Origin of the sequence: Paenibacillus sp. FSL F4-0097, assembly GCF_038593125.1 — a bacterium.
Classification (GTDB): Bacteria; Bacillota; Bacilli; order Paenibacillales; family Paenibacillaceae; genus Paenibacillus_AQ; species Paenibacillus_AQ odorifer.
Genome location: NZ_CP151965.1, coordinates 1,155,226 through 1,168,695 on the forward strand (window position 1 = coordinate 1,155,226; position 13,470 = coordinate 1,168,695).

Annotated in this window: 13 protein-coding genes; 11 read left to right on the forward strand and 2 right to left on the reverse strand. The window is 44.0% G+C overall.

Translation table 11 applies throughout. The features are described from left to right. Nucleotides 1-144 precede the first annotated feature (144 nt). From MHH86_RS04965 to groL, 7 genes are all read left to right on the forward strand, one after another. Nucleotides 145-780 (forward strand): 5-formyltetrahydrofolate cyclo-ligase, encoded by a 636-nt coding sequence (locus MHH86_RS04965; RefSeq protein ID WP_076316967.1) that lies wholly within the window; start codon nt 145-147, stop codon nt 778-780. Nucleotides 781-783: 3 nt separating this feature from the next. Further along, nucleotides 784-1,254: a cyclic pyranopterin monophosphate synthase MoaC gene (gene moaC, locus MHH86_RS04970; RefSeq protein WP_036676513.1), complete on the forward strand. Its 471-nt coding sequence runs from the start codon at nt 784-786 to the stop codon at nt 1,252-1,254. 85 nt (nt 1,255-1,339) lie between these two features. Next, nucleotides 1,340-1,825, forward strand: a complete 486-nt coding sequence (locus tag MHH86_RS04975; protein ID WP_036676512.1) for a MogA/MoaB family molybdenum cofactor biosynthesis protein — start codon at nt 1,340-1,342, stop codon at nt 1,823-1,825. Between the two features lie 139 nt (nt 1,826-1,964). Continuing rightward, nucleotides 1,965-2,207 carry a twin-arginine translocase TatA/TatE family subunit gene (locus MHH86_RS04980; RefSeq protein WP_036676510.1) on the forward strand — a complete coding sequence of 81 codons (243 nt, stop codon included), beginning with the start codon at nt 1,965-1,967 and terminating at the stop codon, nt 2,205-2,207. Nucleotides 2,208-2,350: 143 nt separating this feature from the next. Next, nucleotides 2,351-3,118, forward strand: coding sequence for a twin-arginine translocase subunit TatC (tatC, locus tag MHH86_RS04985; protein ID WP_038568942.1), 768 nt, complete (start codon nt 2,351-2,353; stop codon nt 3,116-3,118). A 513-nt stretch (nt 3,119-3,631) separates the two neighbouring features. Beyond that, entirely contained in the window at nt 3,632-3,913 is a 282-nt protein-coding gene (gene groES, locus MHH86_RS04990) for a co-chaperone GroES (RefSeq protein WP_036676506.1), read from the forward strand. Nucleotides 3,914-3,991: 78 nt separating this feature from the next. Beyond that, nucleotides 3,992-5,623, forward strand: coding sequence for a chaperonin GroEL (groL, locus tag MHH86_RS04995; RefSeq protein WP_036676504.1), 1,632 nt, complete (start codon nt 3,992-3,994; stop codon nt 5,621-5,623). Between the two features lie 137 nt (nt 5,624-5,760). Here the strand turns inward: groL and MHH86_RS05000 are convergent, their stop codons facing one another. Beyond that, nucleotides 5,761-6,738: a tRNA-dihydrouridine synthase gene (locus MHH86_RS05000; RefSeq protein WP_036676503.1), complete on the reverse strand. Its 978-nt coding sequence runs from the start codon at nt 6,736-6,738 to the stop codon at nt 5,761-5,763. Between the two features lie 265 nt (nt 6,739-7,003). Between MHH86_RS05000 and MHH86_RS05005 the strand changes: the two genes are divergently transcribed. The 4 genes from MHH86_RS05005 to MHH86_RS05020 all read left to right on the forward strand — a co-directional run bounded on the left by MHH86_RS05005 (nt 7,004) and on the right by MHH86_RS05020 (nt 12,480). Next, a complete protein-coding gene (locus MHH86_RS05005; protein ID WP_051490922.1) occupies nt 7,004-9,232 on the forward strand; it encodes an S-layer homology domain-containing protein in 2,229 nt (742 codons plus the stop codon). A gap of 141 nt (nt 9,233-9,373) precedes the next feature. Further along, nucleotides 9,374-10,582, forward strand: a complete 1,209-nt coding sequence (locus MHH86_RS05010) for an MFS transporter (protein ID WP_036676501.1) — start codon at nt 9,374-9,376, stop codon at nt 10,580-10,582. A 297-nt stretch (nt 10,583-10,879) separates the two neighbouring features. Further along, nucleotides 10,880-11,857, forward strand: a complete 978-nt coding sequence (locus MHH86_RS05015) for a ring-cleaving dioxygenase (protein WP_036676499.1) — start codon at nt 10,880-10,882, stop codon at nt 11,855-11,857. A gap of 17 nt (nt 11,858-11,874) precedes the next feature. Then, the gene (locus MHH86_RS05020; RefSeq protein WP_036676498.1) at nt 11,875-12,480 is read left to right on the forward strand and encodes a flavin reductase family protein; all 606 of its coding nucleotides are present in this window, start codon (nt 11,875-11,877) and stop codon (nt 12,478-12,480) included. Between the two features lie 67 nt (nt 12,481-12,547). Here MHH86_RS05020 and MHH86_RS05025 read toward each other — a convergent pair whose 3' ends face one another. After that, on the reverse strand, nt 12,548-13,456 hold the full coding sequence (locus MHH86_RS05025; protein ID WP_036676496.1) for an EamA family transporter: 909 nt from the start codon (nt 13,454-13,456) through the stop codon (nt 12,548-12,550). Nucleotides 13,457-13,470: the final 14 nt, after the last annotated feature.

Sequence of the window (13,470 nt, forward strand, 5' to 3'; positions counted from 1 at the left end):
GAGGGTTCGATCTAATGTAAGGAGGGAATAACGACCTAGTCCGATAACACAGTTCTATCCACCTTGGCGAACCGGGGAGAAGAGTGGTAAACTGGATTTACAAACAAGGATAAGCTAGGGATGAATAAGAGGGGGAAGCCGACAATGTCCAGCAAGGAGTCGGAGATCTCCAAAGTAAAGCAACAACTACGATCGGAGAAGACCATCGCCCGAAACGAGCTGTCTTCGGACCAGAGAAGTAAACTATCATTTCAAGTCTGCCACTATGCATTGGAGTGGCTGGACACGAAGGATATAACTTCACTAATGGCCTATGTGTCTTTTCGTTCAGAGCTTGAAACCCGCCCACTTATCACACAGGCGTGGAAAGATCAGCGTAAGGTGCTGTTGCCGCGTGTAATTCCAGCAAGCGGTGAAATGAGTGTCCACGTGGTGAATGCATGGAGCGATTTAGAGCCGGGGAATTATGGTATCCATGAACCTATCGTCTCCAGCAGAGATTTATTAGAGGTTGAAGAGATTAAGCTACCTGCTGTTGTTTTCGTACCAGGGCTAGCATTTGATCTTCAAGGCGGCAGGCTTGGCTACGGTCGAGGATACTATGACCGGCTACGTGCGTCTTGGGAGAACGCCGGGTACGTTAGCGCACAGCCTCCGATATGGATCGGGTTAGCTTACAGCATGCAGTTGGTTCCAAGAGTGCCGATGGATGAGCATGACGCTTTAATGGACATGCTGATTACTGAAAATGGTATAGTGCACTGCCGAAAAGGAGAGTGAGCCATGGAATTGACCCATTTCAACGAGCAGGGAAGAGCTCGTATGGTGGATGTGAGTGAGAAGGAGATCACGAAGCGGACAGCTGTCGCGCGGAGTATGATCAAGATGGCCGCTGGAACGCTGAGCGCCATTAAGAGTGGCAAGATCAGCAAAGGTGATGTCCTTGCTGTTGCACAGATTGCCGGAATTATGGCGGCTAAGAAGACGTCAGACTGGATTCCGATGTGCCATCCGCTGCCACTTACCGGTATTGATATCAGCTTCTCCGATAACAGCGAAGATGAACTTTATATAGAAGCAACAGTCCATACTACAGGAAAAACCGGAGTAGAGATGGAGGCTTTAACCGCTGTTTCTGCCTCAGCACTAACGGTGTACGACATGTGTAAGGCTATTCAGAAGGATATGATTATCGGACCGACGCTACTGGTATCTAAGAGCGGGGGCAAGAACGGAGATTATACGCTCGAATAAGTATCAGTTGCTTATGTTCGAAGCGCTGATGCGAGCAGGCTGAACTGTACAGCCAACTATACATATAGAGAGGAAGGACAAACCTATGGCGTGGAAGACAGCAATCCTAACGGCCAGTGATAAAGGGGCCAGGGGCGAACGGGAAGACACGAGCGCCCAGGTTATTCGGGAGCTGGTGGAAGAGGAACTAGGTGGCGAGATCATTGAATATCGAATCGTTCCCGATGAACAAGATGAGATTATCGCAGCATTGATTGAACTGACGGACTATTTTCAGGCAGATTTGGTACTGACCACCGGAGGCACAGATCTGGCAATTCGTGATGTGACCCCGGACGCTACTCGGCGAGTGGTAGAACGGGAAGTGCCTGGGCTCTCAGAAGCTATGCGCAGCACAGTGATGCAAAAAAACCGTGCAGCTATGCTTTTCCGTGGGATATGCGGCATTCGTGGACGCACGTTGATTGTCAATTTACCTGGAACGCCGAAGGGTGTCCATGAGAATTTGGCAGCTATTATGGATCAATTGCCGGAAGCGCTGCTCATGGTAACTGGCCAATACCGCCAATAACCCTTTGTCATCTTCTTGTCACGTCACAACGATAATCTATTTATAGAAGAAAGTGGATGTAACTGTGACATAAGTTATGGTATTATTAAATTAAAGTAAACGATACCATGAACGGACAGGTGGACAAGGAGGAATAATAATGTTTAGTGGAATTGGAACTCCTGGTATTATTTTGTTGGTCATACTGGCACTTCTGCTCTTTGGCCCAAATAAACTGCCAGAGCTAGGCCGTGCAGTTGGACGAACCTTCCGTGAATTTAAGGAAGGCGCGCGTGAAATCATCGGGGATAATGAACCGGTGAAGAAGAGCGAAGCTCCTGTGCCGACGGCCCCGCAAACGGTCGCTGCAGATATTCCTCAGGACAAACGCCTGCCGGAATAATAGAAGATCTTTCAATGGGGCAATCTCAGGAGTCTACTAGACTTGAGGAGACGCCCCTTTTTCTTTGCTTTCCGCAGCAACGGACACTGCTTTGAAGAAAGTTAGTGTTATCTTTTTTACTCTTGTCATGGGATGGTGTCTGGATGTCTCTGAAATCGGAAGAAATGTCGGTGGTGGATCATCTCACCGAGCTGCGCAAACGGATTATTTATGTGTTAATCGTATTTGTCCTTGGATTAATAGGCGGTTTATTTTGTGCAAAACCCATTTACGATTATTTGATTAGCACGGACCTGGCGCAAGGTTTTGTTCTGCATGCATTCTCATTCTGGGATGGCATTGGGATGTACATGAAGATCGCGATGGCCGTTTCGCTAGTGATTTCTGTCCCGTTTATTGCCTACCAATTGTGGGCATTTATCAGTCCAGGCCTTCGGCCGGAGGAGCGAAGTGCGACACTGCGTTATGTTCCTTATGTGTTTGTTCTTTTTCTTATCGGTCTTTCTTTTGCTTATTATATTGTTTTTCCAATGGCACTTTCGTTCACAATCTCAATTACCAGAAGCATGGGACTGGAAGAGACCTACGGGATTGCACAGTATTTTAACTTCATGTTCAGCCTGGTATTGCCGCTGGCATTGCTGTTTGAACTTCCATTGCTGGTGATGTTTCTGACCAAACTAAGAGTTCTCAACCCGCTACGCTTGCGTAAAATGCGTCGGTATGCCTATTTCACGCTTGTATTTATCGCCGTGGTTATCACACCCCCGGATTTTATCTCAGACTTTCTGGTGACGATTCCACTGCTCATCCTGTATGAGTTCAGTGTATTTTTATCTGCATTTGTCTATCGCAAGCAACTTGCTGCGGACGCGGCACGGGATGAACGGTATGTTCAGAAGCAGGAGTGAGGAAAAAAGGCTGCCGCTAAGTAGATTTTCTACGAATGTGGCAGCTTTTTTGCTATAAGTTGATTTCATTAGTTGGATTGAATACACTTAATAAGTAATTGTTATCGATCGATCAGGATCATTAGATGCAAAGGTCTAACCATTCTAGCAACGTTCATATCTATAAGGGGTGAGAGGAAAGCGCTGGAATCCTACGCATATTTTCAAAACCCGTGGATACAATGTAATAGAGTGTGTGCTTGGACAAGCATTGAAACGTATTTTTTTGCGAAAACTAATACGAATTTGTGTAAAAAGACTTGAAATCCGGGCTCAAGTTGAGTATCATAAAAATTGTTGTTAGCACTGCACGCTGTTGAGTGCTAACGCTCTTGAAAAATAGGAGATGGGCTGGAGATTAGCAGGGTTCCATTGATATTTTTCAAGAACATCACAGAATTCTAAGTTTGGCCCGTAAGTTCTAAACTATGTTTTGAAGCAAAATAACATAATTTTAAAGGAGGCTATTTTTTCATGATCAAACCATTAGGTGAACGCGTATTGGTGCTACCGAGCGAGCAGGAGGAAACAACTTCATTCGGGATTGTGCTTCCGGACTCCTCGAAAGAAAAGCCACAAGAAGGAACGATTATCGCAGTAGGTAGCGGAGCTTTGAAAGATGGAGTACGTGTAGCGCTTGAAGTTAAAGAAGGCGACCGTGTTCTTTTCTCTAAATATGCAGGAACAGAAATCAAATATGAAGGTAAAGAATATTTGATTATGAAAGAAAGCGACATTCACGCGATTCTTGACTAAGCAAGAGTCGATCATAAGCTAAATCTAAACTACTTAAAGTAATAGGATATACAAAAAATTCTAGGAGGTAATTACACAATGGCTAAAGAAATTAAATTCAGTGAAGAAGCTCGCCGCTCTATGCTTCGTGGTGTAGATGCTCTGGCAAACGCGGTAAAAGTTACACTTGGACCAAAAGGCCGCAACGTGGTGCTTGAGAAGAAATTTGGTAGCCCACTCATCACTAACGATGGTGTAACGATCGCTAAAGAAATCGAACTTGAAGATGCATTCGAGAACATGGGTGCTCAATTGGTTAAAGAAGTTGCTACTAAGACTAATGATGTAGCCGGTGACGGTACTACAACTGCAACGGTTCTGGCTCAAGCTATGATCCGCGAAGGTCTGAAGAACGTAACTGCTGGTGCTAACCCAATGGTTATCCGCAAAGGTATCGACAAAGCGGTTCGTGCAGCTGTTGAAGAATTGCAAAAAATCGCTAAGCCTATCGAAGATTCCCAAGCTATCGCTCAAGTAGCTGCTATCTCTGCTGCTGACGATGAAGTAGGTCAATTGATCGCTGAAGCTATGGAAAAAGTAGGTAAAGACGGTGTTATCACTGTTGAAGAATCCCGTGGATTCGCTACTGAGCTTGAAGTAGTAGAAGGTATGCAATTCGACCGTGGTTACATTTCCCCATACATGATTACTGATACAGACAAAATGGAAGCTGTTTTGGAGAATCCATACATCTTGATCACTGATAAAAAAATCAGCAGCACTCAAGAAATCCTTCCATTGCTTGAAAAAATCGTTCAACAAGCTAGACCGCTTGTTATTATCGCTGAAGATATCGAAGGCGAAGCACAAGCTATGCTGATCGTGAACAAACTGCGTGGAACATTCAACGCTGTTGCTGTTAAAGCTCCTGGCTTTGGCGACCGTCGTGAAGCTATGCTGCAAGATATCGCTGCCCTGACTGGTGGCCAAGTGATCACTGAGAAGCTCGGTCTTGATCTGAAGAGCACTTCCATTGAACAACTGGGTAACGCACGTCAAGTACGCGTAACTAAAGAAAACACAACAATCGTAGACGGAAGCGGCGACAAAGCGGACATCAATGCACGCGTAAGCCAAATCCGTGCTCAACTGGAAGAAACAACTTCCGAGTTCGACAAAGAGAAATTGCAAGAGCGTCTGGCTAAATTGGCTGGCGGCGTAGCCGTTGTCAAAGTTGGCGCTGCAACTGAAACTGAACTTAAAGAGCGCAAACTTCGCATCGAAGATGCCCTGAACGCAACTCGCGCAGCGGTTGAAGAAGGTATCGTATCCGGTGGGGGTACAGCTCTTGTGAACGTATATAACGCTGTTGCTGCTGTAGACGTAACTGGCGACGAGAAAACAGGCGTTAACATCGTGCTTCGCGCGTTGGAAGAGCCAATTCGCACCATCGCAGCTAACGCTGGTCAAGAAGGTTCCGTAATCGTGGACCGCTTGAAAAAAGAAGCAGTAGGTATCGGCTACAACGCTGCTACTGGTGAATGGGTGAACATGTTCGAAGCGGGTATCGTTGACCCTGCTAAAGTAACTCGTTCCGCGCTGCAAAATGCTGCATCCGTAGCTGCTATGTTCTTGACTACTGAAGCTGTTATCGCTGACAAGCCTGAGCCTGAAAAAGGCGGCGGCATGCCAGATATGGGCGGCATGGGTGGAATGGGTGGCATGATGTAAGGAAATCATTATCGAAGCAATTCGATGATGAGTTTCCTTGAGAGGAAACACCATTTGACCACATAGTACAAAAATGAGAGACCTTTCATAAGTTCATTGAACTTTTGAGAGGTCTCTCATTTTTTTGTGGGTATAATTTAATCTAATTCTTGCTCTAAAACAGTTTTTACTAACCGACGTACTTCATCAGTTGATCTTGTATCCATTAATTGGTTTCTTAGTTCACCTGCGCCTCTAAATCCACGAACATAGATTTTGAAAAAGCGAAGAAGTGGTTTAAATAAACGTGGCTCAAGTTCATTTGAATATTTATCGTGAAGATCCAACTGTAAAAGAAGTAAATTGAGAAAATCCTTCGCGCTGTGTTCTTTAGGTTCTTTTTCAAAGGCAAATGGATTGGTGAAAATACCGCGGCCAATCATGACTCCATCAACGCCGTATTGTTCTACTAATTTTAATCCTGTTGCGCGGTCAGGAATATCTCCATTAATAGTTAACAACGTATTTGGAGCAATTTCATCGCGTAATTTTTTTATTTCAGGGATTAGTTCCCAGTGTGCCTCTACTTTACTCATCTCTTTTTTTGTACGAAGGTGGATGGAAAGATTGGCAATATCTTGTTTCAATATATGTCCCAGCCAATCGCGCCACTCGTCAACATCAGAGTAACCCAATCTTGTTTTAACACTAACCGGCAATCCGCCTGCTTTTGCTGCTTGAATAATTTCTGCTGCTACTTCAGGATGTTTTATTAATCCAGCACCTTTTCCATTCGATGCTACGTTTTGTGCTGGGCATCCCATGTTTAAATCGATACCACGAAAACCAAGTTTTTTCATATCAATGCTCATCTGTTCAAAAAATACGGGTTTATCACCCCAAATATGAGCGACAATCGGTTGCTCATCTTCTGTGAACGTTAATCGACCACGTACGCTGTCTTTTCCTACAGGGTGACAATAGCTTTCTGTATTTGTGAATTCTGTGAAAAATACGTCGGGTTTTGCAGCTTCACTAACGACGTGACGAAATACAACATCTGTGACATCTTCCATGGGTGCTAATATAAAAAACGGCTTCGGTAAATCCAGCCAAAAGTTTTGTTCGTTACTCATAATATCTCCTCTTGTTGTAATATATAAAAACGATATAGGCTATAGCAAAGTCTTTTACCCATCATACATAGTATCATTTTTTTTCGTTTGATGCACAGAATCAATAATGTGAGAATGTTCGTCCATGGCTATTTGTTTATAATCTGTTTATTGATACTTGTTATAATCCTGTAGATGAAAAGTTTGTAATATAAAGTCGAATCGTGTTAACGAATCGATTATAGACAAACGACATAACGCAACCAAAGAACAGGGGGATAAGCAAGTGAACAAAAAGCAATGGATAAGCTCTATATTGGCTGCTGCTGTATTATCAAGCCCTATCATTATGCCGACCAAAGGATCGGCAGCTGCTTCCTTTATTGATATTGATGGCTCATATGCAAAGAAAGCGATTGTTGAGCTATTCGATCAGGGGATAGTGACCGGTGTTGGAGAGAGTAAGTTCTATCCTACGTCGAATATTACAAGGCAGGATTTTGCAATTATTTTAGCAAAGACATTAAAGCTGGATGTTTCGAACCCTCCTGCACTGCCAACCTTTCTGGACGTTCCCACAAGCAACTACGCATACAGCTATGTGGAGGCAGCTGTCAAAGCCGGATTGATTAAGGGTACAGGCAGTAATCTTTTCGGTACGGGGCAAAATTTATCACGTCAGGATATGGTCGTCATGTTCGTGAGAGCATTGGGAGTCAATCCTACGGGTAAAGCTGGAACTTTGCAATTTGCTGATAGTAGCCAAATTGCTGATTATTCTAAGGATTTTATAGCTGCCGCTGTGGAATATGGATTGATTACAGGATATAATAATTTTTTTAATCCTGATACCAAAGTAGATCGTCAGGCCGTAGCTCTAGTAGCTTCTAAGTTTCTGAAGTTTAAGGAGAACGGAAACACTGAGCAGCCCGCTTCCACCCCAACTGCTCAACCGAGCAAAGAACCGGTAACAGTGCCTACTCCTGTTGTTGGAGGGTCTTCGTCTTCGCAAAGTGAGCATAGCAGTAATTCAGATACAAATGCACCTGTGGTTGAAAGTACCAAGTTCGAGGCGATCGACAACTACAACGGGACACAAGATCAGCTTCGCGGGTTAGCGGGAGCTATTGGCGAGCAAGGAGCAGCAGTACAAGCCTACCTGTGGACGGATGCGAATGAGAATGGTGAAGTAGATGCCGATGAGTTAGGAACAGCCATCGCATTAGGCACTAGTGCATCAGACGGATCTGTAAGTGCGGCCAATATTGGTGATCTGAACGCAGGAACGTATCGTTTCGTGATTACCGCTAAGGATTCATCCAATAATGAATCAGCGAAGAAAGCTGTACATGCGGTTACGGTGACCTTAAGCAAAAACGAAGTTCCGGATACGACTGCACCAGTAGTGGACGCAGCCAAGTTCGAGGCGATCGACAACTACAACGGGACACAAGATCAGCTTCGCGGGTTAGCGGGAGCCATCGGGGAGCAAGGAGCAGAGGTACAAGCCTACCTGTGGACGGATGCGAATGAGAATGGTGAAGTAGATGCCGACGAATTAGGAACAGCCATCGCTTTAGGCACCAGTGAAGCAGACGGATCTGTGAGTGCGGCCAATATTGGAGATCTGAACGCAGGAACGTATACTTTCGTGATTACCGCTAAGGATTCATCCAATAATGAATTAGCGAAGAAAGCTGCACATGCGGTTACGGTGACCTTAAGCAAAAACGATGTTCCGGATACGACTGCACCGGTAGTGGACGCAACTAAGTTCGAAGCGATCGACAACTACAACGGGACACAAGATCAGCTTGGCGGGTTAGCGGGAGCTATTGGCGAGCAAGGAGCAGCGGTACAAGCCTACCTGTGGACGGATGCGAATGAGAACGGTGAAGTAGATGCCGACGAATTAGGAACCGCCATCGCATTAGGCACCAGTGCAGCAGACGGAGCTGTGAGTGCGGCCGATATTGGGGATCTGAACGCAGGAACGTATCGTTTCGTGATTACCGCTAAGGATTCATCCAATAATGAATCAGCGAAGAACGCTGCCCATGCGGTTACGATTGAGCTTGTTAATGGTGTTCTGACCACACCTACGGTTACTAGCTCTATATATGGCTTTGACGGAGGCGGCGGTTCAAAAACAAAACAACTGATAACGGGTTCTACACAATCGCGCATTCGCTTCGACTTTTTCTCGGGAGAAAGCTTTACGAATGCTGAAATTCAGGTAACGTTGGAAGGCATGATCTTTACCACAAACGACTATTATACCATTAGTGGATGGACACATCCGACGAGTGATCAAATTAGCAATAATGGGCATACGTTAACTTTCACAGGAAGTAACATAGGTGTTTCGGATATCGCTTTTGAACTTCATAATAAAGTGATGCCGGCACCCGGGACCTATCTCATTAAGTTCAAAGCCGATGCGGATGGACCTGGAACAGCCAGATCTTATTCCGAGGAACAAGTCATTACCTTAATTATTTTGCCACCGGCTTAAACTAGAAGCTTCTCATGAGTTCTTTGAACTTGTGGGAAGCTTCTTTTTTATGAAAAATAGGATTGCTCAATATAGTCTAAATGAGTATTATGAGTAAGGTATGTTCATATAAAAATAGAGATAAACAGGATGGAGAGCACCATGAAAACAACACGTCAGAACGCATTGATTTTCTCGTTTACTTTTATGGCTTTTATTCTGGGTACGACGGAGTATATTATTGTTGGTTTACTCTCTGAAATATCCTCAAGCCTCGGAGTTACGCTTGCGACAGCCGGGGGATTGGTATCTGGCTTCGCGATTTCTTATGCCATTGGCACACCAATTATGATGTCCTTGTGCAGCCGTGTTCCGAAACGGATTACGATTCTTGTATCACTTGTATTGATTTTACTGCTAAATTTGTGGAGTGCTGTAACTGGAACTTACAGTATGCTGCTGGTGACTAGAATAGTTACTGCCATACTATGTGGCTTTGTTCTTTCTGTAGCCATTACGGTAGCGAATGAAGCGGTTGATCAGGAGAAGAGAGGCAAAGCGATTGCTACAATTTTGAGTGGTTTTGCTATTGCGAATGTTTTTGGTGTGCCGATCGGTACTTTCGTCGGGCAGTTTTTTAATTGGCCAGCAGCGTTTGTTCTGAATGGGATATTAGCTGGAGTTGCCATAGTCCTAAATTATATCTATATTCCACGCCAATTACCGAAACCTGTGCCTAGCTCACTCAAGGATCAGATCGGATTGCTCACAAACGGCCGCATTATTCTTGCATTTCTCATTCCGGTTACGGCAGTGGGAGCCGTATTTGTGATGTATACTTACATTACACCTATTCTGGAGCAAGTCATGAATGTTCCTAAAAGCTCGGTTAGCGGTGTGCTGTTTGTATACGGAATTGCCACGATTGTCAGCAACTGGATTGGTGGCAAGGTTGCGACCGGGAATGCGGTTAGTAAGCTGAGATTCGTGTTCCTTATCCAAGCTGTGGTCTATGTTATCTTTAGTATGACCGCATCTGTTTCCATTCTTGGAATGATTGTGCTAATGGCTCTAGCCATGATGTCGAGTATTGTGAGCGCCCCTGCACAGCTCTATTTGATTGACTTAGCTAAGCAGTTCTCACCAAAAACGAAGGATCTTGCTGCCTCATTGAATCCAGTAGCCTCAAACCTGGGAATTGCAGGCGGGTCCGCGATCGGTGGAGTGGTTGCCGGGCATGGAGGATTAATCTCTCTTCCTGTAGCTGCTGCCATCCTGGCGATATTGGCCTGTGTGATTACGTTGATATGTTATAAGATGGATCATCAAAGCCAAGCAGCGGTCATCACTCAGCATCATAACTTAACCTAATGAGATGATATAAGATATCCCGGCTTCATACGAGTTCATTGAACTTGTGTGAAGCTTTTTTATAACAATAAGCTGCAAAGCGTTGACTTCCTATAGATTCAGTGCTAAACTTATCTTAAATTAAAGATAATTAAAGTAAAGATAAAAAGTCTCGGTGGTATCCGCTAAGGAGCTTGCCCAGTAGAAAAGATCTTTTTTTAAGTGATATCTTAACATTAAGATAATTAAACTAAACCTTCTTATTCTTGGGAATTATATTACGAGTCAAAATCAACTAAACATTAGGAGTGTATAACAATGAGAAACTTAAAAGGGATTCACCACGTTACAGCCATCACAAGCAGCGCAGAGAAAAATTACGAGTTTTTTACTTACGTATTAGGTATGCGTCTAGTGAAGAAAACAGTCAATCAAGATGATATTCAGACGTATCATTTGTTTTTTGCAGATGATAAGGGCAGCGCCGGAACAGATATGACCTTCTTTGATTTTCCTAACATCCCTAAAGGGGTTCATGGAACTAACGAGATTGCGAAAACATCCTTCCGGGTACCAACAGATGCTGCATTAGACTACTGGGTTAAGCGTTTTGATCGGCTTGCAGTGAAGCATACCGGCATTAAAGAGCAATTCGGCAAAAAGACATTATCCTTCGTAGATTTTGATGATCAGCAGTATCAACTTATTTCAGATGAATTGAATAAAGGTGTCATATCAGGTACACCGTGGCAAAAAGGACCTATCCCTTTGGAGTATGCAATAACTGGCTTGGGACCGATCTTTGTACGAATTGCTGATTTCAACTACTTCAAAGAAGTATTGGAGAAAGTGATGTTGTTTAAAGAAATTGCTCAGGAAGAGACATATCATTTATTTGAAGTTGGCGAAGGCGGAAACGGTGCACAAATTATTGTAGAGCATAATGAGTTCTTACCGAATTCACGCCAAGGTTTTGGGACTGTTCACCATGCTGCATTCCGTGTAGAGGATCGTGCGATGCTGGACGAGTGGACAGAGCGTTTTGAAGGCTTTGGATTCCAAACTTCAGGATATGTAGATCGTCACTTCTTCGAGTCGTTGTATACACGTGTTGCACCACAAATATTGTTTGAGCTTGCGACTGATGGGCCTGGATTTATGGGAGATGAGGAATATGAAACCGTTGGCGAGAAGCTTTCATTGCCACCTTTCTTGGAACCTAAACGTGAGCAAATTGAGAAGTTAGTCCGTCCTATTGATACCGTTAGAAGTACGATCGACTTCGTGAAAGAGTGAAGAAGGAGCTGAGGAGATTGATTTCAATTGATCCCAAGCACAACAGTGAGCGGGAAAATTATAAATTATTGATTGGCACTATTATTCCTAGACCTATAGCCTTTGTCACAACACAATCAGAAGTGGGTCTCTTAAATGGTGCACCGTTTAGCTATTTTAATATCGTTTCGTCTAATCCTCCGATGGTTTCATTAGCTATTCAAAGACCAGCAGGGCGTTTAAAAGATACGTCCCGTAATATTTACGATAATCAACAGTTTGTTGTGCATATTGTAGATGAGGAGAATGTTGCGAAGATCAATCAGACTGCAGCCACATTACCTGCTTCTGAAAGTGAAATTGAATTGGCGAATCTTACACCGATTGAAAGTACAAGTGTAGCTGTGCCTGGCGTTTTGGAAGCGAAGGTGCGGATGGAGTGCAAGCTTGTTCAAGCAATTCCGCTAGGGGGCGAAGAACCCGGGAGTGATTTGTTTATTGGCGAAATTGTTCAATTCCATATCGATGAATCGATCTATCAGGAGGGGCGCATTGACCCGAGAGTTCTAAACGCTGTGAGCCGCTTGGCGGGAAATAATTACGCAACCCTTGGAGAGATTTTTACCATAGATAGGCCGGAATAGGCAACTTTAGAATAGACCTGCTAGTAAGCAATGAAGCCTACTTAGCAGGTCTTTTTGTGTACCGCAGCTACAGCTCGTCCGCAATCCCCAACAAAGCAATCCCTAGAATCACAACGATAATAACGGCATATTGTGCCTTGCTTAGTTTTTCTTTGAGGAAGATGCGCGATAATATTACGGAAAAAATGCTGTATGAAGCAATAAGTGGTGCCGCGATAATGGCGTTGCTGGACATAGCAAATACGTAGAAGAATTGTCCGGTCGTTTCCAGAATGGCTGCGAAGCCCTTATCCCGTTCTTTAAATAGGTTGAACTTTACCTTTTTTAAAAATTTCAGGTATGTAAAAGACAAGATGGCACATATAAAGAAGGTGTATTCATACGCGAGCAGAGCTGCTTTTTCGCTAATCAGGCTGAGTTCATCCAAATAAATAGCATCGGCAAAGGTGCCAAGTCCATCGATTAGGCAGTATAGGATTGGAAAAATGATGGCGATCACACCAATCTGATATTTTTTATCAATCTGTGCGGCACTTTTTTGAAGCGCTTGGTGTTCTGCTTTCTTTTCCAAGATGGCGATCCCGATAATGCCTAAGGTGATAACGGCAACACCAACGATTTCAAGCGCCCCTAGCTCATGGGTGAAAAAGATAAATAATAATATCGTCGTTACAGCGCCTGATGAATTTTGTACGGGGGAGGCAATGGATAACTCAATATATCTAAGTCCAATATAACCGACTGCCATCGACAGGATATAGAGTGCAGACACAGGGAAATATCGGATTAAGTCTATAGGATCAAAAGTTAATCCTTGAATGAGCATATAAGCTGTCGCGTGAATACCCATGACTATGCCCACGATAATGACAATCTTAATATGGCTATACCGATCCTGACTATCGGTCCCCTTTTTATAAAATAAGTCAGCCCCTCCCCAAGCGAAGGCCGTTAATAATGCAAACATAAACCACATGATCATTGCTCCTT

Coding starts and splice junctions, on each gene's coding strand:
- MHH86_RS04965 (WP_076316967.1), top strand. CDS start 145: ATGTCCAGCAAGGAGTCGGAGATCTCCAAAGTAAAGCAACAACTACGA.
- moaC (WP_036676513.1), top strand. CDS start 784: ATGGAATTGACCCATTTCAACGAGCAGGGAAGAGCTCGTATGGTGGAT.
- MHH86_RS05025 (WP_036676496.1), bottom strand. CDS start 13,456: ATGTGGTTTATGTTTGCATTATTAACGGCCTTCGCTTGGGGAGGGGCT.
- MHH86_RS04980 (WP_036676510.1), top strand. CDS start 1,965: ATGTTTAGTGGAATTGGAACTCCTGGTATTATTTTGTTGGTCATACTG.
- MHH86_RS05010 (WP_036676501.1), top strand. CDS start 9,374: ATGAAAACAACACGTCAGAACGCATTGATTTTCTCGTTTACTTTTATG.
- tatC (WP_038568942.1), top strand. CDS start 2,351: ATGTCTCTGAAATCGGAAGAAATGTCGGTGGTGGATCATCTCACCGAG.
- MHH86_RS05015 (WP_036676499.1), top strand. CDS start 10,880: ATGAGAAACTTAAAAGGGATTCACCACGTTACAGCCATCACAAGCAGC.
- MHH86_RS05000 (WP_036676503.1), bottom strand. CDS start 6,738: ATGAGTAACGAACAAAACTTTTGGCTGGATTTACCGAAGCCGTTTTTT.
- MHH86_RS04975 (WP_036676512.1), top strand. CDS start 1,340: ATGGCGTGGAAGACAGCAATCCTAACGGCCAGTGATAAAGGGGCCAGG.
- groES (WP_036676506.1), top strand. CDS start 3,632: ATGATCAAACCATTAGGTGAACGCGTATTGGTGCTACCGAGCGAGCAG.
- groL (WP_036676504.1), top strand. CDS start 3,992: ATGGCTAAAGAAATTAAATTCAGTGAAGAAGCTCGCCGCTCTATGCTT.